Below are 23,478 nucleotides of genomic sequence, written 5' to 3'. Positions count from 1 at the left end.
ATTGATATAATCGGAAGAAGTTCGATGAATATCGACTTAGAAGTATGGGTAAAGCCCGTAAAAGAGCATGGCGTAGGAGAACGCTTCATGGTCTGTGATGCAACATTTAACTATGTTGCGATAGATACAGAAAGCAGACCTCGTGCAATCGAACAGAACTAAATTCACAGTTTATTGTCAGATCCTCTTTTAAAAGCTGTTACATTCTGTACAGTTAGGCTTAAAAGGTTTTAGGCAAAGCCTCTCAACAAATTTAAATATGAGGACAGCAATATGTGGTACGTAATTTTTTCTCAAGATGTTGAAAATTCGCTCGAAAAAAGATTGGGCGTTCGACCTGCTCATTTAGCTCGTTTACAAAAGCTTCAAGACGAAGGCCGTCTCCTCACGGCTGGCCCTATGCCAGCGATAGACTCGAATGACCCAGGTGAAGCTGGTTTCTCAGGTTCAACCGTTATTGCAGAATTTGAATCACTCCAACAAGCGCAAGACTGGGCAGATGCAGACCCATACGTTGATGCTGGTGTTTATAAACAGGTGACAATTAAGCCGTACAAAAAAGTGTTCTAAAATGAAATTCAAAATTATCCTCGGAATACTAGCAACCTCAATAGTTGCTGGATGCTCCTCTTCAGGAGAACAACGTCAGCTTGAGATGTTAGCTCAAAGCAGAGCCAGCGTAATCGCTGCAGAGCTTCCAATGGAGGTAGGTCCACTTTCTATCTTAAGAGCCAATTCTAAGGGGACTATGATAGAAATAATGATGGTTTACAATCAGGATGCCCCAAAAGCAATACCAATCCAACATGTGCTCAAGACTAGCATTCAGAGTTACTGCAGCGATGACGAAACTAAAGATAACTTGGATGTAGGCCTAACCTACAGAATAAAAATGCGCAATACTAGAGGCCAGTTAATGGTTGACCAAATTGTCTCAAAGCAAACATGTCAGGCCAAGTAATCACCTTTTCATACTCTAAAGTGGGGCTTCGATAGCTGCAGCCCCAACATGTCAAGAAAGGAGAATCATTACTGTAATGACTCTCCTTTACTCTATGCAGCACCATCATTTTAATCCTTTCTTCAAGGTGTTTTTCTAAAATTCCTAGTGACATGGTCACAGATAAACATGATTCCATCGATTGTTTTATGAACTTTTTATGGCAGAAAAAGCACTCCCTACATTGGTCTAATTATCTAAGTACAAGTTAGTCAACAATATTGTCATTAGACGATGAGCTAAATGAATATTGACTCAAAAGTAATCCATAACTTTCCACGATTTTTCAGTGTTGACGACTAACTTTCCTACTCCTAATGTTTGAGTGTGAGAGCAACGACAGGTGCCGCCAATGAAACGCGCAAGCAACTCCTACCGTTTACAGTTAATAAAAGAGATTGCAACAAAGAAAGAAAGGTTAGAGTGTCATGACCCTATGGCGAGCTATATCCATGAGCTTCTCGACAGCAAGTCCAACCCTCAAAATCAGAAAGAGCATCCTCATAGGTTTCATGGTAACCATTTCGATGAAAATATTGGTGGTTGGGTCAGTGATGACTGGGAATAGAAACGCCTGTAGACCAAACATGGTGGCACGCTAAAACAGCTCTTGCTGGGGATCGGTTAGTGACGTTGTCACTTCTTGTTCTTCACTACTGTTTGCCAATCTTCGCCTGTAACGTTGACGACAAAGCTTTATGATATGTAGCTGCTCTGCTGGCGAAAACGATAACCAATTGAAGCGCTCTTCTCGCTTGCGCATGCAGCCTTTGCAATACCCCTTGTCATCCATGGTGCACACTCCAACACAAGGACTCGGCACAGAAAAAAGTTCTAACTGTTCCATAATATCCTCTCTGTACAGGTTTATTGCGCTAGGTTGTACGATCAACCGCTCAGCATATTACACTACGAAATGATAAATAAACCATGACTCTAGACTGACAAAACCTAAGCATTTTCACCTATACTTTGAGGCATAAAAATCGTCTAAATGTCGATAAAGGTATTTATATTCCGGAGTTTCCTACTATGAAGTTTAGTCCAAAAACATTACTTGCTGCTGTTGCTCTCCCTATTATGATGACAGCATGTGCGAGCAATGGTAGCGACGAAAAACAAATTACAGCCCAAGATCTTCAGCATCATAATTGGGAACTAGTTAGTGTTGATGGTGAAATGATACCTTCAGGCGAAGGGCATAAAAAGCCACGCCTAGAAATTGGTGAAAAGCTAATGGCAAATGGCAACGCTGGCTGCAATAATTTCTTTGGCCAAACAGAGCTAAAAAATAATCAGTTGCGCATCGCCAAAATGGGTATGACGATGAAAATGTGTATCGGCGAATCGATGAACCTTGAGCAAACATTTTCTAAAACATTGTCACAATGGAGTGATATCACTCTGACTGAAGACAGCTTGGTATTAATGAACGAGACACACACTCTCACTTTCAAGCTCAAAGACTGGAAAAAATAAGTTTTAAACACCCCTAACTCAAGCCCTTATGCTCTTCCTGTTCATAAGGGTTTTTTATATCCGACTCTAAACCTTCTGAATTTAATCTCACTTTTATGGCTTACCCTGTTCATTGAGACACTGAATATTTAGGTAGAAGCCAAGAGATACACCAACTTTCCATAGATTTGTGAGAATACTCTATCGCGAGCAAAGTTCAACGACCAGCAATCAACCAGCTTTGAGCAAGACTGGTTGTTTTTCCTTCGCTTATCTCAAATAGTTAAAAAAAATAAATTTTTTCCGTCATAATGAATGAAAGCGACGGATAGAACGGTCTATCAAGGCGTCGGGAATAAGATTTTTTAAAGGACCATCATGACAAAGCTGATCACACTTTTCTCTATTTTATTTTTCTCTCTAAACCTGATGGCAGAAACCAGTTGGCAAGACGTAACGCAAAAAGCAAACGGACAAACTGTTTACTTTCATGCTTGGGGAGGTAGCCAAGAAATTAACAACTACCTTAGATGGGCAAATAGAAGGCTACAAAAAGAATATGGTGTGACACTCAAACATGTAAAAGTGTCTGATATCGCTGAAACGACCTCTCGTTTGATAGCGGAAAAAGCGGCCGAAAAAAACACCCAAGGAAGCGTCGATTTGGTCTGGATCAATGGTGAAAACTTCAAATCTATGAAAAAAAACCAATTATTATTTGGCCCTTTCGTTGAACGCCTACCAAACTGGGAAAAAGTGAACAAGTCACTTCCTGTCGATAGCGATTTTTCAGAGCCTACAGAGGGACTTGAAGCTCCATGGGGAGTAGGCCAGCTCGTCTTTATCCATGATAAGGTCAAGTTAAACAATCCTCCCACATCTTTCAATGAACTACTTAGCTATGCAAAAGCATTTCCAAATCGATTAAGCTACCCCAAGCCACCTGCTTTTCATGGCACAAGCTTCCTAAAAGCCTTACTTATCGAACTAACCAACAATGACCCTTCACTATCACAGCCAGTTGATAAGGTCGATTTTAATGCAGTAACTAGTTCGTTATGGAAATATTTAGATGAATTTCACAATGTTGCGTGGCGTAAAGGGCAACAATTTCCCGCAAGCGCGGCAGAAACCGTACAGTTGCTTGATGACGGCCAACTGGATCTTGCCATCACCTTCAACCCAAACTCTGTCTATTCTTCTCAAACCAGTGGCAATTTAGCCAAGACGACCGCCGTTTATGCAATGGATGCAGGTGCGCTTTCTAATATCCATTTTTTGGCTATTCCGTGGAATGCAAATGCCAAAGAAGGCGCGCTTATCGCTATTAATTTTTTGCTAAGCTCTGAGGCGCAGTCTCGAAAAGGTGATATCTCTGTATGGGGGGATCCATCAGTCCTAGACAACCAGTTCTTAACTGGAAGTGCTAACAAAACCTCTCTATTTAAGTCGATTGCTGAACCACATCCTAGCTGGCAAACCGCGTTGGAGAATGAGTGGCAAAAACGCTACGGTAACTAGAGCTGCACTGATATAGCCAAATGTATAGAGCCGCATATTTAGCATTAATCCTTATTTGCATAGTGCCGACTGTCCCTGGGCTAGTCGGTGTTATGCTCTCATCATTCGGATACGTTCCACCAGTTGGACTATTCGATTGGTCACTATCCCATTACACAAATTTCTTTTCTTGGCCAGGGATCCATAAATCGATACTACTCACCCTATTTAGTGCTATTGTCAGTACCTATCTCTCATGTTTTATCTGCTTTGCGATTTTACAAAAGTTATGGTTAGGTAGGCATTGGTCAAAAGTTGAAACTCTCCTTGCTCCGCTACTTGCCATGCCTCATGTTGCGTTTGCGATCGGTTTTGCGTTTCTTTTTGCCCCGACAGGCATACTGGCACGCGTTTTAGTAGAAATCACGGCTTTCACGCCAGATACACAAAACTCAGCTTGGTTGGTTCATGACCTTTATGCGCTGGGCTTAACAATAGCGCTAACATTAAAAGAAGTACCTTTTCTCCTTTTGATGAGCATTCCTGTTTTACATCAACTAAGCGTAGATAGAGTCCATAAGGTCAGTACTTCGCTTGGTTATTCACCGGTACAAACGTGGTGGAAAGCCATTTTACCTCAGTGGCTAGTCAAAATGCGCTTCGCTCTGTTTGCTGTGATTGCTTACGGCGTATCTGTCGTTGACTTAAGTTTAATCCTTGGTCCAACCAATCCTCCTACACTTGCCGTTTTAGTATGGCAATGGTTTAGTGACCCAGATCTCTCCCTCATCCCACGAGCGGCAACTGGTGCTGTAATGCTCTTGTGCATGGCAAGTTTGTTATTAGCATTGGTTGTTTTAATAGAAAAAGTCGTTTTAGGACCTTTGGGAAATTGGCAGTTTTCTGGGCGACATGGCACAAGTCTACCTGGTAAAACTGTATTTACTTTTTCAGTAATCTTAGCCGGGGTTATGCTGCCTCTGATGATCATTTGGAGTTTCGCTCAACGCTGGCGTTTCCCAGATTTACTTCCATCTCGTTATAGTCTGAGATTTTGGACCAATGAATGGGACAATGTCCTGTCAACCATCGGGCAAAGTCTTGCTATTGCGGCCATGACAGCATGTATCGGCTTAATACTCGCCGTATTTGCACACGAGTGTCGACTCAAGTTTAAAATACATTTACCCAAATATATTATTGCTTTACCTATGCTGATTCCCCAGCTTTCTATCTTATATGGCATTCAGGTAGCTAGCTTGTATTTGTCAGACAGCAGCTACTATCTATGGGTAATCTGGTCACATGTATTCTTCGCATTCCCCCTCATTTATTTGGCTTTAGATGGTCCTTGGCATAGTTATAACCATCAATTTAGTAAAGTCGCACTAAGTTTGGGCCAAAAGCCTCTCATGGTTTTTTTCAAAGTGAAGGTAAAATTGTTACTGCCCGCCATTTGGTACGCTTGGGCGGTCGGTGCCAGTGTCAGCTTAGCGCAATATTTACCGACTCTCATGTTGGGTGGGGGTCGAATCACAACCATAACCACAGAAGCCGTAGCTTTGTCGAGCGGCTTTGACAGGCGAGTCACCGCTATTTATGCCATTTGGCAGGCGTTACTGCCATTTATTTTCTTCGCGACGGCTATTGGAATGAGTGCATTCGCAGGGCGTCGTAGATACCGTAGAAAGACCAAAAGGGATACCGTTTCACATGACGCTGTCATTAGAAAACATCGCCATCTATAAAAATAATGGCGAAACACTGTTATCAGACATAACATTTTCGGCCTCTACAAACGAAGTGATCTGCTTAATGGGCCCAAGTGGGTGCGGAAAGTCTACATTGCTAAGTTTAATTGCTGGCCACTTAGGTCCTGAATTTAATCATTCAGGTCATATCAAGCTCAACGGACGAGATCTGGATGCACTTGAACCACACAAAAGAAAAGTCGGCATTTTGTTTCAAGATGATCTTTTGTTTCCGCACTTAAATATCTGGCAAAACCTCGCATTTGCCCTTCCAAACCATGTTAAAGGTGAGCAAAGGTATCAGGAAGCGCTATCAGCACTCAGCAAAGTCGAGCTTACATCCTTGGCAGAGTCTTTTCCTGATCAGATATCAGGAGGCCAACGCGCCCGAATTAGTTTGGTCAGAATGCTTCTTGCGAAACCTGATCTTGCGTTGCTAGACGAACCCTTTAGTAAGTTGGACAAAGCGCTCAGAACGCAATTTCGCGACTGGGTCATGGAACAGCTCGCTCAAGCGAATATTCCAACCATTATGGTAACACATGATGAGGACGACGTGCCGAAACATGGACGAGTGTTTACCTGGCCATGGAGTCTTTGCAATGCTTGATAGATTCAGTATAAAAATCATTCGCTCTCCACTCGCTTTATTGGCCGCCGGAATAGATAAGCTAGGAGTAACTGCCAACCAAACCACTCTTTTTGGCTTTGGAATAGGTGTGCTTGCCTTCCCCGCATTATATTTTACGCACTATGATTTGGCTTTAATTCTGATACTCCTCAATCGACTGTGTGATGGTTTAGATGGAGCATTAGCAAGGCGACAAGGGATCACTGACGCTGGCGGTTTTCTCGATATCAGCTTAGATTTCCTATTCTACTCTCTAATACCATTTGGGTTTGTCGTCGCCAATCCAGAACAAAACGCCGTGGCAGGGGCATTTCTGATTTTTTCTTTTATCGGCACAGGATCTAGTTTTCTCGCGTTTGCCGTCATGGCAAGTAAAAGAGGGATTGAAAATCCAATCTATAAAAACAAATCGCTGTATTACATGAGTGGGCTAACGGAAGGCACTGAGACAATCGCTTGTTTTGTTGCCATGTGCCTAGTGCCTCAGTACTTCGCTATTATTGCCGTTGTGTTCGGTATTGCGTGCTGGTTTACAACCGTAACTCGTATCTACTCCGGCTTTCAAACTCTTAAGTAGTCTCAGGGTGGTGCTCAAACAGCATAACCTTAAGGGCTGCATCACTGTCAATGTCTGAAAACTCCGCTGGATTATCAAGGCGAGACTGATAACCGATCTGCGGCGCCGCTTCTTGCATACTGGTGATCAAGAAATCGCCACTGACTTGTGGTGAGTTAACACAAGCTAATACTTTGCCCCTTTCAGCAAGTAACTCAGGGAGGCGGCGTAAAATTCGAATATAATCTTTGCTCAGAGCAAAGCTGCCTTTTTGAAACGAGGGCGGGTCGATAACGACTAAGTCATAGGGGCCTAATTTTCTGATTTTCCCCCATGATTTAAATATGTCATAAGCCAAAAACTTCACTTGACTAAGGTTTTGGCCATTAAGTCTGTGATTATCTCGACCTTTATTTAAAGAGGCTCTCGCCATGTCAACATTCACTACCTGCGTTGCACCTCCTTCAATCGCGGCAACTGAGAAGCCGCAGGTATAAGAAAACAGGTTGAGTACTCTTTTATTGCTCGCATGACTCTTAACCCAGTCTCGTCCCAAGCGCATATCGAGAAACAAACCAAAGTTTTGATTTCGGCCAATGTTCAACTGATATTTCAAACCTGACTCGATCACGATAGGCTTGTCATTGAGTTCACCAAACACCACTTCCAAAGGAGCACCATCAAGATAACGATGCTGAATAGCTGCGCAAGTTACCCCCTTCGCGCACCATGAGTCAGTTTGAGATAAGGTATCAATACCCGCTTTTAGCGCCTCGATGAACGCTTCCTCAACGGGTTTAAATACATTAATTAAAAGCTGACTGTCTACCCAATCGCACGTTATCTGCTCAAGTCCGGGGTAAACACGGCCTCTGCCATGAAACAAACGCCTAACTTCATCGGGTGCATTGTATAGTGCATCACTGACATGAGAAAAGAAAATGGGCAGCTTTGAAACCTGCATACAAAAATCCTGTTGTTATTTTATCGGTGGCCATGGCAAGTCCCAAGGAGAGAGCCAAGTTTGTATACCTTCACTTACACTTGTTTGGTGCCATTTCTCTTTGTTACTTGTACAGTCTCTTGGATCACAGACAAACCGGAAGCTTTCTCCCTGAAAATCAAACATAATCGCAAAAGCGTGCAAGTATCCTCTGCTAGCTTGGCTGGAAGGATTATAGATAGTATCACCAACTATCGGTGAGCCTATCGATTTTAGAGCAACACGAATTTGATGAGTTTTTCCGGTAAAGGGTTTGCAAATAAAGAGGCGCTCTCCAGGCTCAGTACTGACCGAAAAGAATTGAGTGATAGCAGGATTAGACTGTGTTTTCACTAGCTTCCATGCGCTGCGACGTGAGCGTTCCATATCCCCTTTCACTAGGCCTTGCTTCTTTTTCGGCTTCTTACTGCCAATTGCCAAATAGAACTTAGCAACCTTTCGCTGTGCAAATAACTGTGAGAGTTCACTGGCAGCCTGCTTATTGCGCGCTAGTAGCAAAATACCCGAGGTCATTTTATCTAATCTATGTATTAGATATAACGGCTTCTCATCTAATGACCTTGCTACTTCCTGAAGCAACATAGTATCACCATCATCCTTGTGAACTGACACTTGCGGGTGCTTATTGATGACGACAAAATCCGAGTGACAAAAAAGAATATCAAACATAAAACGGCAACTCTAATTAGAAGGCATGAGTATACCTGTTATGCCTACTAATTCCAGAAATTGGTGGGGGAGATAATAAAACAGGGGCCCAAGGCCCCTGTATATCTGGAATATAGTCGAGTATCTATCAAAACTTCTTCGAAAAGAGACCTGCGATAGCTATGATTCCAATGCCAAGCAGCATGATCGCGCCTTTACCACTATCAAAACCTGACTTTATACCCATGATAGCAACGATGGCGATTGCAACAGGGATAATGTACTTAACTAGGTTATACCATAAACCAAACAGTGGGAAAGGCACCTCACCATTGTTGGTGATTTCTTTCTCTAGATCCGCTTTGCTCAAACGCCATCCAGCAAAGATACACACCAACATTCCGCCTACCGCAAGGAAAATCTTGTCTGTGAGTAAGTCAAATATGTCAAACGCACCCGTGCCAAATAGCGTTGGACCTATGCCACCTAATGAAAGAGAGGCAAAAACACACAGAACTGACATCACAGCACTTGCTGAAAGTACCGCCGTTGAGCGCTTCATACCTTTTTCATCGATAAGGTAAGAGACAACCACTTCCAATAGAGAAACAGAAGAAGTCAGTGCCGCAACCGTCAAACCAATGAAGAACAGCAAAGCGAGCAGAATACCAATGGCTCCGCCCATTTCAGCGAAAAGCTGAGGTACAACAACGAAGACCAAACCTGGGCCTGCAGCAGGCTCCATGCCAAATGCGAACATAGCAGGGAACATTGCAATACCCGCTAAAATAGCCACACCGGTATCCATTGCAGTGACCATACCTGTTGTTTGAACTAAGTTTTCTTTCTTTTTAAGGTAAGAGCCGTAAGTCATCATACAACCCATGCCAAGGCTAAGAGAGAAAAACGCTTGTCCTAGAGCGGCAAGTACCACACTACTATCAACTTTAGAGAAGTCTGGAGTAAACAAGAATTTAAGTCCAGCAGACGCTCCAGGAAGGGATAAACCTTTCACTGAAACAATAATCAGTATGACGAAAAGGAGTGGCATGAGTACTTTACCAGCCTTCTCAATACCACCTGAAACCCCTCTCATGACGATTACAACATTCATCAGAAGATAAATGCCCATCCACATAATGGGTTGGATAGGATCTGAGATAAAGCCGCCAAAGCTATCTCCAATGGCACTCGGGGCACTCAGTAGGCCACCCCCGACCTTAAAGATATAGGCTAATGCCCAACCACCAACAACTGGGTAGAACCCCATGATGAGTAGACCACTTACCACGCCCATCACACCAGTAAATGTCCAACGGCGATCGGTCGATTTAAACGCTCCAACCGCAGACAAGCCTGTTTTCCGTCCTATGGCGAACTCCGTCAGCATGACACTAAAGCCAATAAAGATGACGAAAACTAGGTATATGGCAACAAACGCACCACCACCACTTTCACCCGCAGTGTAAGGAAACTTCCATATATTGCCCAGACCAACCGCAGAGCCTGCAGCTGCCATTACAAAGCCTAATTTTGAACCCCACGTATCACGAGGTTGCGTACTTGTACTCGTAGCCACGATTACTCCATTTATTAAGTTGTGTTTGCATACGTTAGGCGCTAAAAATTGGGTGTATACATTTGTATACATTATAAGAGTTTTTATGAAGCGCTAACAACATGGCAATTAAAGCAGCTCTAAATTACAATTGAAAGGCCATCGTATAAAAAATGATAAACAATTAACATTTAGAACAGTTGAATTGTTGCTTTTTAACTATATGTTTCTTTTTATACATTAAGTATTAACACATCTTTAACATATTAATAAAGCTACGCCCAATTACGCACAGCACGGATCACATTACGCAAATCAAATCTGTGTTGACAAATGTTTATTGTCGTAGAGAGCAACTCGCTTTACTATTTAACTTCTATTGCATTTATCCAATGAATTGATTTAAGTAGAAATTGAATGGAAAAGTTTTATCACTTTCTAACCTTAGCAAGCATCGCTGTGTATTGGTTGCTTGTTGTAGGCGTCACTCTGCGTGTTGTCTTTCAAAGGCGGGCTGTCAGTGTTTCCCTAGCTTGGTTAATGATCATCTATATCATCCCTATTGTGGGCGTTTTCTGCTATTTCTTATTTGGTGAGTTGAACCTGGGTAGAAAAAGAGCAGACAGAGCAAGAGAAATGCTCAAACCCTTCGCGAATTGGTTTACCAAACTCAACGATTGCCATGCGCACGACACAAGGAATTTTGGTCGACATATCTATCGTATCGATGAGCTTTGCAACAACCGTCTCGGGCTACCAGCTCTGAGCGGCAACACCCTCGCATTACAAGACTCTCCTGAACAGATTCTTCATTCCATCATTGACGATATTGAACAAGCTCAAACCAGTATTCGTATGGTGTTTTACATCTGGCATCCCGGTGGCTTAGCTGATGCCGTTTCCTCTGCCTTGATACAGGCAGCAAAACGTGGCGTAAAAATAAAACTGCTGCTTGACTCTGCTGGCAGCCCAAGATTTTTTAAAAGTCACTGGGTAGCAATGATGAGATCCGCCGGCATCGAGATAGTTCAAGCGCTTGAAGTCAGCCCTTGGCGAATTTTTTTGCGCCGTCTCGATTTACGCCAACATCGCAAAATCATAGTCATCGATGACGAGATCGCGTACACAGGCTCTATGAATCTGGTCGACCCTGCCTACTTCAAGCAAGGATCAGGAGTTGGCCAATGGATCGATATCATGGTGCGAATTACTGGACCGACAGTTAACGTATTGTCTGCCATACATTGCTGGGATTGGGAGGTCGAAACCGGATCTCGCTCGCTTCCCCAGCCTCCTGTTTCCCGTTTAAGTGCCGATGATCCGTTGCACCCAATACAAGTAGTCCCATCGGGTCCGGGAATGCCCGATCATTTAATATCGCAAGTACTCACCTTAGCGATGAATCAAGCAAACCGATCAGTACGAATCACAACACCTTATTTTGTCCCCAGTGCTGGACTGCTTGAAACCCTAAAACTGACGGCTCAACGAGGTGTCATCGTTGAGTTAATCATCCCCCATAAAAATGACTCTTTGATGGTTCAATGGGCATCAAGAGCGTTTTATTCAGAGCTTCTAAAATCTGGGGTTAAAATTTTTGAGTTCTATGGTGGGTTGCTGCACACCAAATCTGTCGTGATCGACCAAGAGTTTTGCTTAGTTGGCACCGTCAATATGGACATGCGCAGCCTCTGGCTCAATTTTGAATTAACGCTTGCAATAGACGATCAAGCGTTCACTGAAAAAATGCACCTTTTGCAACAAAGTTACATCGAATCTTCTCATGAAGTGGCATTCAAAGACTGGCAAAAGCGCTCGCTCTATTCTCGCTTTCTGGAACATGTTTACTACCAATTTAGCCCTTTGCTTTAAGTATCAATAGCATTAAATAATTACAGATAACGCAATAATATAGAGAAACCCTCGGCAGCCGCTTGATATTCATGCATTGGCGTGGTTTAAATAAAGCAATGCATTTTTCGATAAGGACTTCCAATGCCTAAAGACAAACAAACCCAATTGATCACTGCGGGGCGAAAGCAAAAGTGGACCAAAGGTGTGGTCAATCCACCTGTCCAGCGCGCATCGACTATCGTCTTTGAAACTGTGGCTGACAAGCGCCATGCAACAATCAATCGTGGTAATAAAGAGCTTTTTTACGGGCGACGAGGCACCCACACCCATTTCGCTTTCCAAGACGCCATGGCAGAAATCGAAGGTGGCGCAGGTTGTGCGTTATACCCATGTGGCACCGCAGCGGTGACTAATGCGATCCTCTCTTTTGTCGAAACTGGCGATCATATTTTAATGGTCGATACCTGCTATGAACCAACCCGCGATTTTTGCGACAAAATCATGAAAAAAATGGGCGTGGACACCACTTACTACGACCCAGTTATCGGTAAAGATATTGAATCTCTCATCCAACCGAATACAAAAGTTCTTTTCTTAGAATCTCCTGGCTCAATTACTATGGAAGTTCAAGATGTTCCCACGCTCGCTAAGATTGCTCACAAGCACGATATTATCGTCATGCTGGACAATACTTGGGCTGCAGGTGTGCTATTCAATCCATTTGAGCACGGCGTCGACATTTCGATACAAGCCGCAACCAAGTACATTATCGGGCACTCGGATGTGATGCTGGGAACAGCAGTCGCCAGTGAAAAATACTGGGAACAGCTAAGGGAGCAAAGCTACTTAATGGGCCAATGCGTCTCGCCCGATGATGTCTATCTCGGACTGCGTGGCTTAAGGACATTAGATGTGCGCTTGAGACAACATGCTGAAAACAGCCTAAAGGTTGCAAACTGGCTTCAATCAAGACCAGAAGTAGATCATGTCCGTCACCCAGCCCTCGACACTTGCCTTGGTCATGAGTTTTTCAAACGAGACTTTAACGGAGGAAATGGCTTATTCTCCTTCGTTCTCAAAAACAGTGTACCTCAGGCAACCACAGCACTTTTAGATGGCATGACACATTTTAAAATGGGCTATTCGTGGGGTGGCTTTGAGAGCTTAATACTCGCTAACGAGCCCAATAGCTTTAAAACATTGCGACGTGTTGCGAATCCAAACTTTAACGGAACACTGGTTAGGCTGCATATAGGTTTAGAGAATGTAGATGACCTTATCGATGATTTAGAGCAAGGCTTAGAGCGCTACACCGCGAGCATACAAAATCAATAAACCTAAAAGCAGGATGTTGTTTTTCATCTAAGCACCATCCTGCTGCTATTACTCTCCCGCATTCTGTTTTTTTACTCCACTTTCTTCCAGCAAATGAAAACTGATAGCACCGCTTATTACGCCCAATCCACACGAGTGACATCATGTTAACAGCATGAAAATATTGAATATATTATCATTAAAATAAAAAGTTAAATTAATGTTAATATTTTGTGTTGTTTTTGTTTTTAAATTCGCAAATATCAAGGCAGAATAGAGCTTAAACTTCGCATAACGCTTTGCCTCTTCTAATGTTTATTTACTCATCAGAGGTCAAACCAGAAGGGATTCATTTTGAAACACAAACTTATTCTCACTTTGCTCTGTTTCTTGTGTGTAGGGCTACCCACTATCACCCACGCAAGTGGTTATACTCAAACCAAATACCCGATTGTCCTAGTGCATGGACTGTTTGGATTCGATACTTTAGCTGGTGTTGACTACTTTTATGGCATTCCGCACGCACTGACCCGTGACGGTGCCAGTGTTTATGTTGCACAAGTCTCTGCAACGAACAGTTCTGAAGTACGCGGAGAGCAACTGCTTGAGCAAGTTGAACTCTTACTGGCAGCCACTGGAGCTGAAAAAGTCAATCTATTCGGACACAGTCAAGGCAGCCCTACGGTTCGTTATGTGGCTTCAGTTAGACCCGATTTGATCGCTTCGGTCACCAGTATTGGCGGGGTTAATAAAGGCTCAAAAGTCGCTGACTTAGTGCGTAATACCGTGCCCAGAGATTCACGATTAGAAGCTTTGGCAGTGAAGTTGTCGACAGGCCTCACTACCCTACTTGGACTCTTATCAGGAGGACAAGATCTGGAACAAGACCCATTAGCAACCCTAGATGCATTGACAACACAAGGTTTGGCCAGATTTAATCAACATCATCCCCAAGGAGTACCAACAACTCGATGTGGCAATGGTGAATTTCTAGAAACGAACGGCGTCTACTATTACTCTTGGACAGGTGCTTCTTCCTTCACCAATATATTTGACCCTATTGATACGCCCTTAGCGATTCTTGGTCTCGCCTTTGATGGGCCTAACGATGGCTTGGTTGATGTGTGCAGCTCACACTTAGGCCACGTCATTAGAGATGACTATCGAATGAACCATCTCGATGAGACTAATGGCCTGCTCGGTATACATCATCTATTTGAAACTGACCCTGTTTCTTTATACCGCCAACATGCCAATCGCCTGAAGTTACAAGGTTTATAGAGGATAAAGTTATGAATACCACCACTCTTGCCACGTTTGGATTTATCTCAGTCTTGACGGGAGTGGTGTCTTTTCTTTATCACTCACAAGACACTGAGTCTCACACAACTCAGTCACCGTCACAAAGTGATACCCATATCGATACTTCTTCAACTCGAGATCTGCTCGACTATACGTTAACCAGCATGGGTGAACAGGATCTTACCCAAATCAGAGAACGTTTATTTTCAGCCCCGCGCCATGAGAAAGACTTAGCGATTGATGAAAGCCTGTTTGACACCTTCATCTTTTATAAAACGGCATTAGCTGAATTAGAGACAAATGAATTTCACACTCTCAATCTATCAGCCTTACAACAACTCAACCAACAAATCTTAGATCTGCAAAACCATTATTTTACCCCGCAGCAAATTACCCTTTTGTTTGATGAAGAAAATCGACTGCGCCAACTGGCCATTGACAAGATAGACATCAACACCCGCGACTTGGACCCAGATTCCAAAGCGTTACTGCTGCAAGAAACACTAGCCAATCAACCAGACTATATTCAACGCGCCGAACAAGATAACTTGCTGATGGCACAACTCAGTCAATCTCTTAAACAAGATCGACAAAACAAATACTTAACCCGAGTTAATCTCGTCGGTGAAGAAGGTGCGCAAAGACTTGAACAACTTGACCAACAAAAAGAAATATTTAACCAAAGCTTGGAAAACTACCTAGAAAAGAGACAAGACATCCTTTCCTCCCCAGGCATACCTGACGAAATTAAACATGACCAAATCGCAGAACTGAGGCAGCAAAGCTTTGATACTAAGCAATGGCGAAGAGTAGAAGCGCTAGAGCGTATTTATGAGCAGCAGTGATAAGATTAAATCGGGCTTCTGTTTTTGAGTATTGCTTCTGCCACTTACCTGCTTTGACGTATTCTATGTTCTTGATCTAATCGCCTATACTTTATGCGATAATATTCATATCATTTAACACGATAATTGCAGAGGATAGCATTCTTATAACTTATCAAAGTTGATCTTGTATATAAACATGACCAACTTTAGTAAGGAGGCTAAGTGGATAATAATATTATAACTGTTGAAAAACATAATGTTGCCCCCTACTTATCTGTTTTGCTGGGAGCAAAATCGATTGAAGAAAAATCATGCTCAGTTCACGAAGTTATCCTCCAATTATTGCAGGAAGAGTCTTCGGATGAGATGAGTGTAGGATCAACTGTCTACGATGAGGTTGGAGAGCTAGGGACTGTACAGATTACATCATATACAATCTCAAGAAAACCTAGTTGGGCTAAAGGTTTGGAACTCAAGGATTTAGAGCATCACGTTTTCGTCAGCTTTAATGTTAGAGATCATCTAGCTTTTTATTTCTCAGAAAAAGGTAAAAAAGACACCATCCGAGATTTTTTTGGGAAAAAGCGCTTACCAAATTTATTTCCAATCCCAATAAGCAAGTTGAACGGAAACTTCATTAATGAAGATGAAATTAAAATGCTCTGGTTGTCGGGTATACATGGCAGAGATAACTATAAAGCAGACTCTAAAGTTTTAGGTGGAAAGAGTGTGGCGGATACCCTTGATCCTCTAATTGACCAGTCGTATATGATGTCTGCTGTACGCACTGAAGTATGGGGTTCCAAATCAAAAAGTTCTGTTGGAATTAATCCATTTAAATCGTCGATATGGCGTGGGCCTTGCAAAGATTGGAATACTTTTGAAAGTAGAGTACTAGAAATTTTAGACATTCTGTCTGTCAACAGTGTCGAATCAGAAAGCCCTATTGGGATATTGTCTTATCCAATATCTAAGACTGATGACTTAAAAACTCCATATGATTTTTCTCTCGTAGATTACGACTTTTTGCCTGAGGAAGATGGGCAACATCGTAAAGAACTGCTAAAAAAACTTCAGTATGACTTTCATGTTGAACTAGTGAGCAGCTTCATTGAAAGTGACATTTCACTCGACATTTTCTATTCAGGGAAAAAGGTAGGGCATATATGTGTGGAAGTAGAAGTTGATGACTATAAAGTCACTTTTAAAGTGAAAAGCGAAACACCTATTACTAAAACACAATTCAACTTATATAAGCGAGTATTTAATTACCCTGAACTTGTTAAGTGTTGGTTTGAATCGGGACATGCCGTTGTGAATGGGATGGTATTCAGAACAGGTTATCAAGATGTGGAATATGATAAGTTTTTATGGGCCGACTTTGAAAAATACGATATCACTAAGGAAAAGCCGGGGGTAGATGCACAGAAGCCTTCATTAAAAGACATTGGTAAAGAAAATTCATTATTTTGTTGGGTGCAAAAATGTTGGAGTGGAAATTGGTTAACACCGAGTGAGTTTAATACGACAGAAAAGCCAAAAGGATGGCTTTATTGTGATGATGGCGCAGGCGAAAAAGCAGATTTCATTCATTATGTTCAACATGACTCACTTCATGTAATATCGTTGATTCACGTCAAAGCATCAAAGTCTAATGAGATATCAAGAAAAATATCTGTAGGTGCACACGATGTTGTGCTTAACCAAGCTGTTAAAAATCTCAGATATACAGCCAGAAAAGTCCTTGTCGAAGATCTTAAAGCACGGCATGACAATGCAGCTCATAAGGGTTGTTGGCATGATGGGCAAATAGCAAAAGCTAAAGATTTTTTTAATGTACTTATGGACTTAAAAGACAATCAACATGTTAAAACTCGTGTTGTAGTCGTTCAACCTCACACTCAAGAAAGTGTTTACAAAAATAGTGTAGGGAGCAAAATCAAAACTCAGCTAGATGTATTGTTGGTGAGTGCGGAGAACGCAATTAGATCCTCAGGTGCTGATTTTCATATCATCGGCTTAGCCGATAGATAAATATAACGTAACTATTCACCCACGAGCTATTGACGATGGTTTACGCTAAAAATACTGGTGCCTGATAAATCGACTTTCAACATGTGATGTTCGACGATTTCACGCAGCTATTTATAAGCATAGAGCTGCTGAAGTTTGGCTGTTTCTATCAGCGAGAACATTCGTTCGCGGAACTGGTCGCCTCGATATGAGCGAGTCACGTAACAACACTTCCTCATCAGTATGTAATTACGGAGAACTCGCTCCGCTGCGTTAATCGTTCAGTTTATTGTGGCCAAATTTAAACTCAATCCAATCTGATACGAATTGCCACTCAGTTTCTGGGTACTACCGTAAGGATGGTACATATGTAAGAGGCCATACACGCTGCAGGTGATAGTTAACACATAAATTTGCTTTAATATTGTAGACACACACCAAAAGTACCAAATAAGTATGTTTGTCCCACCCAAACCTATCGCAGCACAACTTTTTCCATCAACTATTGGTATATTACTTATTCGTTCCAAAATACTTAACTGGTGCATACCTTGTTCAAGTTTCACTGCAGAGTCAACGCTTGCTATACTCAAAGTGATAGAATAGTATCACTTTTGTGTTTCTTTGGAGCTGCTGTTATGAAAGTAGAACTCGTTACCTCACTTAAACGTCAAGCAACTAAAATTCTTGCAGATCTCCACGATACGAAAGAGCCTGTCTTAATTACCGAACATGGTAAGCCCTCAGCGTATTTAGTTGATGTTGAAGACTATGAATTTATGCAAAATCGATTAGCGCTCCTTGAAGGGATTGCGCGGGGTGAACGTGCATTAGCGGATGGTGACGTTGTTAGTCATCAAGAGGCTAAGGACAAAATGGTAAAATGGCTCAAGTAATTTGGACGGATCCTGCACTATCTGATCTGAATGATATCGCTGAATACATCGCACTTGAAAATGTTCAAATGGCAAAACGGTTGGTTCAATCAATATTTTCCAAAATAGAGCGCCTAGAAGCTTTTCCTCAATCTGGACGCATTATTGCTGAGCTCAAACATTTAAACTATCGTGAAGTCATTGTTAATCCGTGCCGTATTTTCTACAAACAAGAAGATGACAAGGTATTTATTCTGCACGTTATGCGCTCAGAAAGAGAGTTAAGAAAGTTCCTGTTACTTAGACAATAGCCCCTAAAAACTAGGGAGGAATATGACGGGAATCTACCTAAGTCTAATGGTTCCAACAATGAACGAACCTTTCACTCAACTTCCCTCTTCGGGCACTCCACCAAATGGTCATTGACCATACCGACGGCTTGCATAAAGGCGTAGCAGATGGTTTCGCCGACAAATTTAAAACCATTCTTTTTTAAAAATTTACTCATGGCTTTGGATTGCTCTGTGGAAACGGGGACTTGCTCCATGGTGCTCCAATTGTTGACTATGGGTTTGCCATCGACAAACTGCCACAAGGCGTTTGATAGGCTGCCATATTCTTTCATCAGAGTCTTTGCGGCGCGCGCGTTACTAAAGACAGAGTTGATTTTTCCTCTGTGCTTAACCACATCAAATTGGTTGATGATCGCTTCGACCGATGTTTCATCACACTTGGCTAATTTGTCGATATCGTAGTTTTGAAATGCCGCGCGGTAACCTTCTCGCTTTTTCAAAATCGTGATCCAACTTAAGCCTGCTTGTGCACCTTCTAGGGTAATAAACTCAAACAACACTCGGTCATCATAAACGGGAACGCCCCATTCTTTGTCGTGATAGTCTCGTTCGAGCGGATGATTCATCGCCCAAGCACATCTGGTATCCATTTTTCTATCCTACGTCACTTATTAGTAGCGCCTCACTGTGGAGGCACTTTTCTCTATCAACTCAATTAATTTGGTACTTGTACTTTATGGAAGATTCGATAAAGCACTGGCACAACAATCAGAGTTAATACGGTGGCAAACCCTAATCCAAACATTATGGTCACCGCCATGGGTTTGAAGAAAATATCAGGCAGTAGCGGGATCATGCCCAAAATGGTCGTGATTGCCGCCATGCACACAGGGCGCACACGGCTGAGCGAAGCATCCACTACCGCAAGATAAGGATCTTTACCTGACTGCATCTCGATCTCAATTTGGTCCAAGAGGACAATACCATTTTTCAGCAGCATACCCGACAGACTCAAGAAACCCAGCAGCGCCATAAAGCCAAATGGCGTATTCAGCGCAAGAAGCCCAGTTGTTACACCTATGATAGCTAATGGTACTGTGAGCCACACAATCAGTGGCTCTTTGACTGTGTTAAACAAGAACACAGTGATAAGGAACATAAATAAGTAACCCATCGGCATAGTGGTAAAGAGCGAAGCTTGCGCATCACCAGATGACTCATACTCTCCACCCCACTCCAGCGCATAGCCTGAAGGCAGTTCAAGCGCCTCAATTTGAGGTTGCAGTCTCTTTTGCAATGTGGCGGCTGTTTCTTCTCCGAGCAAGTCTGGGTCTGCCATCACAGTCAACATACGCTTGCGGTTTTTACGCACTATGATCGGGTCTTCCCAACGCATGTCATAACCTAAGGTGACTTGCTGAAGTGGAATATATTCACTCAGGGCTGGGCTCCAGATCTTCATTCCTTCAATGTTGCGAATATCAATCCGCTCTTCTTCAGGCAAACGCGCCACAATCGGCATTAAAGTTGTGCCATCGCGATACACACCCACAGACTTACCAGAAAAAGACATGGCCAAGAACTCATCGACATCAGCTTTGGTGATGCCATAGCGCCTTGCCTGACCTTCGTTAAATTGTGGCTCTAGAACTTTAGTTCGCTCGCGCCAGTCATGACGAATATTGGTCGCACCTGGGTCTGCGTGCATAATGTCTTCGACCTGTTTTGCTATGCTGCGCAGCACAGTCGGATCGGAACCAATCACGCGCGCTTCAATTTTTGCGCCGCCGCCTGGACCAAGTTCAATTTGCTTAAGCTTGTAGTTAATTTCAGGGAAGTTTTGCTCCACATGCGCTCTAAAGTTGGACATCAAGGTTGCCAACTGCTCGTAGCTTGTCACTCGAGTCGTAATTTCACCGTAAGCGGCATAGCTTTTCTCTGGCGCATAAGTCAGCATAAAGCGCTGCAAACCTTTACCTGCCGTGGTGGTAATATGCTCAACCCCTTCTTGGTCAGATAACCAAGATTCCAGCGCTTTGAGTTTGGTGTTGGTCGCGCGAATGTCCGTGCCCTCTGGCAGCCAAATATCGGCCTGAAACATAGGCGTAGTCGATGATGGGAAGAAAGACTGCTTCACAAAAGTAAAACCATAAATGCTTGCGACAAGGCCTAAGATCATCACAACCACGGTCAGCCAAGCACGCTTCATACAAAATTCAAGGAACCCTTTGTAAAGGGTAAACACCATGCCTTTATATGGATCGTTATCTTCGCCATCAGCATTGATTTTTTGCCCTTTAAAGAACATATCGGCAAAAAACGGCGTTAAAGAAATGGCGGTAAACCAGCTGAGCATTAAAGAGATAAGTAAAACCGTAAACAAGGTTCCACAATACTCACCGGTCGAATCTTCCGATAAACCGATTGGCGCAAATGCGGTTACCGCAATCACGGTTGCACCAAGTAGTGGCCATTTAGTTTGCGTGACGATATCGGTCGCCGCCTGCATTCGCGATCGCCCTTTTTGCGTGCCTATCAATATGCCTTCGACCACCACAATGGCGTTATCAACCAACATACCAAGCGCGATCACCAGTGCTCCAAGAGATATACGTTGCAAATCAATCGCAAAGTACATCATGAAAATGAAGGTACCAAAAACGGTCAGCAGCAGAATAAGCCCAATCAATAGTCCAGAGCGAAGTCCCATAAAAAACAGCAGGACAATAATAACGATGGCAACCGCTTGGCCAAGGCTGACCACAAAGCCACTGACGGATTTGTCGACTTCTTTGGGCTGGCTATAGACTTCAGCAATTTCAACACCAACGGGTTGCTGGTATTTTAACTCTGCAAGTCTTCGATCAAAGCGCTTACCGACTTCCACCACATTCACCCCTTGGGCAAAAGAAATACCAACATTCAGTGCCAAACGTCCGTTAAAGGTAATGATGTTATCAGGAACATCCACATAGCCGCGTTTGATTTCGGCTACATCTCGCAAGTAAATCAAGCCCTGAGCACCACTTTCTGTGATGATCAAGTCACCAAGCTGGTCAACGTTTTCAAATTCTCCCGTTGGTTGGATGCGGATATACTCATCACCCACTCGAATAGCGCCGGCATCAGATACCACATTTTGAGTCGATAACAAGTTAAAGAAGGTATTGGGCGCCAGACCAAGACTGCTTAAGCGTTTCATCGAGACTTCAATAAACACCTGCTCTTGCTGCTGGCCAGATACGGACACCTTGCTCACGCCATCAATTAATTCCAGCTCTCGGCGCAGATAATCGACATAATCGAGCAGCTCTTTGTATGAGTAGCCATCACCTGTCACCGCCAGCAATATGCCGTACACATCGCCAAAGTCATCAATCACTTTTGGATCATTGACACCAGGAGGAAGCTGCACTTTGAGATCGTTGACTTTGCGACGCAGCTCATCCCAAATTTGCGGCAAGTCATCAGGTCCATAATTGTTTTTCATCGAGACCGTAATTTGTGACAAACCACGGCTGGAGATGGAGTTCACTTCATCAACATAGGTTAATTGCTGAATGGCTTTTTCAATCGGATATGTGACTTCTTCTTCGACCTGCTGCGGCGTTGCCCCCGGGTAAGAGGTCACCACCATGGCATCTTTGATAGTAAAAGCAGGGTCTTCCAAGCGTCCCAGACCAAAGAAAGCCGATACACCACCAATAAGGAAAATCAGCGAAATCATCCAGCTAATGACGCGATTACGAATGAAATAGGCGGCGATACCAGTAATGTTTTCATCTTGCGAAGACTGATGGTTTACTTGCTCACTCATTTCCCGTCTCCTGCTTAATCACTTCCACTTTCATTCCCTCTTGTAGTCTTGAAATGCCTGCAACAACCACTTGTTGCTGGTCTTTCAAACCGCTAACCACTTGCAAATCCGTTTTAGTGACTTTGCCAACGGTAACTTTTTGCTTGCTCACTGTATTGTTTTCATCCAGCAGCCAAACAAATTTATTGCCTCTACCTATATCATCCCCATCGGCATTGAACACAGCTTCAATCGGAATCAATACACCGTTGCTTCGGCTCATACCAATCTGATAGTTGTTTGTGGTCACCTCCACCGCCATACCATCTAAAATGTACTCTTGCTCTGGCATAGGCAGCGCCAAGGTAACGGTATAAGTACCCGTGTTCGGATCTGGCTCTGTGGTAAACTCTTTAATCTTTGCTGGGTATTCATTACCACTTGGCACTTTTACCAAAGCTTCGATGCGAGACAAAGTCTCTGGCTCTGGCTGGTTGGTATAGAGGCTATCTGGAAGTTGAATCAGCACTTCAACGCTATCTATGCTGTGTATATTGACCACCTGCTGGCCAACTTGAACATTTTCATATTGATCAAGATTAACCCGTGAAATAATCCCATCCACAGGCGCCAATAGTTTGGTGAAGGATAATCTCAGCTGAGCTAGCTCCAATTCACTTAGAGCGATCAGGCGATTCGCCGCAATTTCATCGAACTGAGAACGCGCCAGCAAGCCTTTGGCAACCAAAGGTTTTGAGCGCTTATATTGACTATTAATGACCGAATATTTGGCGCTTGCATTATCAACATCGAGCTGATAATCAGTTGGGTCGAGCTCAGCTAGCACATCGCCTTTTCTCACTCTGTCGCCTTCTTTGACATTGAGCTTGCTGACTTCACCAGAGACTCGAAAACTTAAAGGAGCGCGCTCGGCGGCATTGGCTACCGCCGGAAAGTACAAACTGTCTTGTTCTACATCACTGCTGACTTGCACGGCTTTGACTTTGGGCATACCAAAGTCCACATACTCGACTTTCTTGCCACACCCAGTAAGAACGATAGCGCAAGCGAGCACAATAAGACCTATCGATAACTTCAT

At 43.1% G+C, this 23,478-nt stretch carries 22 protein-coding genes and 1 pseudogene; 16 read left to right on the top strand and 7 right to left on the bottom strand.

The window, feature by feature from the left end:
* Positions 1 to 9: 9 nt before the first annotated feature.
* From FIV01_RS06275 to FIV01_RS06260, 4 genes and pseudogenes are all read left to right on the top strand, one after another.
* Positions 10 to 162: pseudogene (locus tag FIV01_RS06275) on the top strand (hotdog family protein); the annotation flags it as partial.
* Positions 163 to 273: 111 nt separating this feature from the next.
* Positions 274 to 570, top strand: coding sequence for a YciI family protein (locus FIV01_RS06270; protein WP_152430234.1), 297 nt, complete (start codon positions 274 to 276; stop codon positions 568 to 570).
* 1 nt (position 571) lies between these two features.
* Complete coding sequence (locus FIV01_RS06265) at positions 572 to 961, top strand: GspS/AspS pilotin family protein (protein ID WP_152430233.1); 390 nt, start codon at positions 572 to 574, stop codon at positions 959 to 961.
* 391 nt (positions 962 to 1,352) lie between these two features.
* Positions 1,353 to 1,568 (top strand): hypothetical protein, encoded by a 216-nt coding sequence (locus FIV01_RS06260; RefSeq protein ID WP_152430232.1) that lies wholly within the window; start codon positions 1,353 to 1,355, stop codon positions 1,566 to 1,568.
* Between the two features lie 30 nt (positions 1,569 to 1,598).
* Here FIV01_RS06260 and FIV01_RS06255 read toward each other — a convergent pair whose 3' ends face one another.
* A complete protein-coding gene (locus FIV01_RS06255; RefSeq protein WP_152430231.1) occupies positions 1,599 to 1,847 on the bottom strand; it encodes a DUF1289 domain-containing protein in 249 nt (82 codons plus the stop codon).
* Between the two features lie 185 nt (positions 1,848 to 2,032).
* Here FIV01_RS06255 and FIV01_RS06250 point away from each other — a divergent pair, with 185 nt between their 5' ends.
* The 5 genes from FIV01_RS06250 (at position 2,033) to FIV01_RS06230 (ending at position 6,917) form a co-directional block, all read left to right on the top strand.
* The gene (locus tag FIV01_RS06250; RefSeq protein WP_152430230.1) at positions 2,033 to 2,479 is read left to right on the top strand and encodes an META domain-containing protein; all 447 of its coding nucleotides are present in this window, start codon (positions 2,033 to 2,035) and stop codon (positions 2,477 to 2,479) included.
* Positions 2,480 to 2,836: 357 nt separating this feature from the next.
* Positions 2,837 to 3,979 carry an ABC transporter substrate-binding protein gene (locus FIV01_RS06245; RefSeq protein WP_152430229.1) on the top strand — a complete coding sequence of 381 codons (1,143 nt, stop codon included), beginning with the start codon at positions 2,837 to 2,839 and terminating at the stop codon, positions 3,977 to 3,979.
* Between the two features lie 20 nt (positions 3,980 to 3,999).
* A complete protein-coding gene (locus tag FIV01_RS06240) occupies positions 4,000 to 5,706 on the top strand; it encodes an ABC transporter permease (RefSeq protein ID WP_152430228.1) in 1,707 nt (568 codons plus the stop codon).
* Positions 5,672 to 6,319 (top strand): ATP-binding cassette domain-containing protein, encoded by a 648-nt coding sequence (locus FIV01_RS06235; protein ID WP_152430227.1) that lies wholly within the window; start codon positions 5,672 to 5,674, stop codon positions 6,317 to 6,319. The genes FIV01_RS06240 and FIV01_RS06235 overlap by 35 nt, the downstream gene beginning before the upstream one ends.
* Positions 6,312 to 6,917, top strand: coding sequence for a CDP-alcohol phosphatidyltransferase family protein (locus tag FIV01_RS06230; protein WP_152430226.1), 606 nt, complete (start codon positions 6,312 to 6,314; stop codon positions 6,915 to 6,917). The genes FIV01_RS06235 and FIV01_RS06230 overlap by 8 nt, the downstream gene beginning before the upstream one ends.
* Here the strand turns inward: FIV01_RS06230 and FIV01_RS06225 are convergent.
* The 3 genes from FIV01_RS06225 to FIV01_RS06215 all read right to left on the bottom strand — a co-directional run bounded on the left by FIV01_RS06225 (position 6,910) and on the right by FIV01_RS06215 (position 10,126).
* Positions 6,910 to 7,860, bottom strand: coding sequence for a class I SAM-dependent methyltransferase (locus FIV01_RS06225; protein ID WP_152430225.1), 951 nt, complete (start codon positions 7,858 to 7,860; stop codon positions 6,910 to 6,912). The two genes, FIV01_RS06230 and FIV01_RS06225, sit on opposite strands and share 8 nt — an antisense overlap.
* A gap of 15 nt (positions 7,861 to 7,875) precedes the next feature.
* Entirely contained in the window at positions 7,876 to 8,568 is a 693-nt protein-coding gene (locus FIV01_RS06220; RefSeq protein ID WP_152430224.1) for a TIGR01621 family pseudouridine synthase, read from the bottom strand.
* 127 nt (positions 8,569 to 8,695) lie between these two features.
* Complete coding sequence (locus tag FIV01_RS06215) at positions 8,696 to 10,126, bottom strand: sodium-dependent transporter (protein ID WP_152430223.1); 1,431 nt, start codon at positions 10,124 to 10,126, stop codon at positions 8,696 to 8,698.
* A 396-nt stretch (positions 10,127 to 10,522) separates the two neighbouring features.
* Here FIV01_RS06215 and cls point away from each other — a divergent pair, with 396 nt between their 5' ends.
* The 7 genes from cls to FIV01_RS06175 all read left to right on the top strand — a co-directional run bounded on the left by cls (position 10,523) and on the right by FIV01_RS06175 (position 18,601).
* The gene (cls, locus tag FIV01_RS06210) at positions 10,523 to 11,977 is read left to right on the top strand and encodes a cardiolipin synthase (RefSeq protein ID WP_152430222.1); all 1,455 of its coding nucleotides are present in this window, start codon (positions 10,523 to 10,525) and stop codon (positions 11,975 to 11,977) included.
* Positions 11,978 to 12,100: 123 nt separating this feature from the next.
* Positions 12,101 to 13,294, top strand: coding sequence for a cystathionine beta-lyase (locus FIV01_RS06205; protein WP_152430221.1), 1,194 nt, complete (start codon positions 12,101 to 12,103; stop codon positions 13,292 to 13,294).
* Positions 13,295 to 13,627: 333 nt separating this feature from the next.
* On the top strand, positions 13,628 to 14,554 hold the full coding sequence (locus tag FIV01_RS06200; RefSeq protein ID WP_152430220.1) for a lipase family alpha/beta hydrolase: 927 nt from the start codon (positions 13,628 to 13,630) through the stop codon (positions 14,552 to 14,554).
* 11 nt (positions 14,555 to 14,565) lie between these two features.
* Positions 14,566 to 15,420 carry a lipase secretion chaperone gene (locus FIV01_RS06195; protein WP_152430219.1) on the top strand — a complete coding sequence of 285 codons (855 nt, stop codon included), beginning with the start codon at positions 14,566 to 14,568 and terminating at the stop codon, positions 15,418 to 15,420.
* Between the two features lie 204 nt (positions 15,421 to 15,624).
* A complete protein-coding gene (locus FIV01_RS06190) occupies positions 15,625 to 17,436 on the top strand; it encodes a hypothetical protein (RefSeq protein ID WP_152430218.1) in 1,812 nt (603 codons plus the stop codon).
* A gap of 617 nt (positions 17,437 to 18,053) precedes the next feature.
* Positions 18,054 to 18,311 (top strand): type II toxin-antitoxin system Phd/YefM family antitoxin, encoded by a 258-nt coding sequence (locus FIV01_RS06180; RefSeq protein WP_152430217.1) that lies wholly within the window; start codon positions 18,054 to 18,056, stop codon positions 18,309 to 18,311.
* Positions 18,299 to 18,601: a type II toxin-antitoxin system RelE/ParE family toxin gene (locus tag FIV01_RS06175; RefSeq protein ID WP_152430216.1), complete on the top strand. Its 303-nt coding sequence runs from the start codon at positions 18,299 to 18,301 to the stop codon at positions 18,599 to 18,601. Before FIV01_RS06180 ends, FIV01_RS06175 begins: the two co-directional genes overlap by 13 nt.
* A gap of 71 nt (positions 18,602 to 18,672) precedes the next feature.
* On the opposite strand, the gene FIV01_RS06170 is transcribed toward FIV01_RS06175, so the two are convergent.
* From FIV01_RS06170 to FIV01_RS06160, 3 genes are all read right to left on the bottom strand, one after another.
* Positions 18,673 to 19,233, bottom strand: a complete 561-nt coding sequence (locus FIV01_RS06170; RefSeq protein WP_152430215.1) for a DNA-3-methyladenine glycosylase I — start codon at positions 19,231 to 19,233, stop codon at positions 18,673 to 18,675.
* 65 nt (positions 19,234 to 19,298) lie between these two features.
* A complete protein-coding gene (locus FIV01_RS06165; protein ID WP_152430214.1) occupies positions 19,299 to 22,400 on the bottom strand; it encodes an efflux RND transporter permease subunit in 3,102 nt (1,033 codons plus the stop codon).
* A complete protein-coding gene (locus tag FIV01_RS06160) occupies positions 22,393 to 23,478 on the bottom strand; it encodes an efflux RND transporter periplasmic adaptor subunit (RefSeq protein WP_152430213.1) in 1,086 nt (361 codons plus the stop codon). Before FIV01_RS06160 ends, FIV01_RS06165 begins: the two co-directional genes overlap by 8 nt.

Origin of the sequence: Vibrio aquimaris, assembly GCF_009363415.1 — a bacterium.
GTDB classification, from domain to species: domain Bacteria; phylum Pseudomonadota; class Gammaproteobacteria; order Enterobacterales; family Vibrionaceae; genus Vibrio; species Vibrio aquimaris.
The sequence above is the reverse complement of the archived record's forward strand: the minus strand, read 5'-3'. Positions and strand labels throughout refer to the sequence as shown.

Coding starts and splice junctions, on each gene's coding strand:
- FIV01_RS06270 (WP_152430234.1), top strand. CDS start 274: ATGTGGTACGTAATTTTTTCTCAAGATGTTGAAAATTCGCTCGAAAAA.
- FIV01_RS06195 (WP_152430219.1), top strand. CDS start 14,566: ATGAATACCACCACTCTTGCCACGTTTGGATTTATCTCAGTCTTGACG.
- FIV01_RS06170 (WP_152430215.1), bottom strand. CDS start 19,233: ATGGATACCAGATGTGCTTGGGCGATGAATCATCCGCTCGAACGAGAC.
- FIV01_RS06205 (WP_152430221.1), top strand. CDS start 12,101: ATGCCTAAAGACAAACAAACCCAATTGATCACTGCGGGGCGAAAGCAA.
- FIV01_RS06230 (WP_152430226.1), top strand. CDS start 6,312: ATGCTTGATAGATTCAGTATAAAAATCATTCGCTCTCCACTCGCTTTA.
- FIV01_RS06245 (WP_152430229.1), top strand. CDS start 2,837: ATGACAAAGCTGATCACACTTTTCTCTATTTTATTTTTCTCTCTAAAC.
- FIV01_RS06160 (WP_152430213.1), bottom strand. CDS start 23,478: ATGAAGTTATCGATAGGTCTTATTGTGCTCGCTTGCGCTATCGTTCTT.
- FIV01_RS06235 (WP_152430227.1), top strand. CDS start 5,672: ATGACGCTGTCATTAGAAAACATCGCCATCTATAAAAATAATGGCGAA.
- FIV01_RS06255 (WP_152430231.1), bottom strand. CDS start 1,847: ATGGAACAGTTAGAACTTTTTTCTGTGCCGAGTCCTTGTGTTGGAGTG.
- FIV01_RS06225 (WP_152430225.1), bottom strand. CDS start 7,860: ATGCAGGTTTCAAAGCTGCCCATTTTCTTTTCTCATGTCAGTGATGCA.
- FIV01_RS06260 (WP_152430232.1), top strand. CDS start 1,353: ATGAAACGCGCAAGCAACTCCTACCGTTTACAGTTAATAAAAGAGATT.
- FIV01_RS06220 (WP_152430224.1), bottom strand. CDS start 8,568: ATGTTTGATATTCTTTTTTGTCACTCGGATTTTGTCGTCATCAATAAG.
- FIV01_RS06180 (WP_152430217.1), top strand. CDS start 18,054: ATGAAAGTAGAACTCGTTACCTCACTTAAACGTCAAGCAACTAAAATT.
- cls (WP_152430222.1), top strand. CDS start 10,523: ATGGAAAAGTTTTATCACTTTCTAACCTTAGCAAGCATCGCTGTGTAT.
- FIV01_RS06165 (WP_152430214.1), bottom strand. CDS start 22,400: ATGAGTGAGCAAGTAAACCATCAGTCTTCGCAAGATGAAAACATTACT.
- FIV01_RS06240 (WP_152430228.1), top strand. CDS start 4,000: ATGTATAGAGCCGCATATTTAGCATTAATCCTTATTTGCATAGTGCCG.
- FIV01_RS06250 (WP_152430230.1), top strand. CDS start 2,033: ATGAAGTTTAGTCCAAAAACATTACTTGCTGCTGTTGCTCTCCCTATT.
- FIV01_RS06175 (WP_152430216.1), top strand. CDS start 18,299: ATGGCTCAAGTAATTTGGACGGATCCTGCACTATCTGATCTGAATGAT.
- FIV01_RS06265 (WP_152430233.1), top strand. CDS start 572: ATGAAATTCAAAATTATCCTCGGAATACTAGCAACCTCAATAGTTGCT.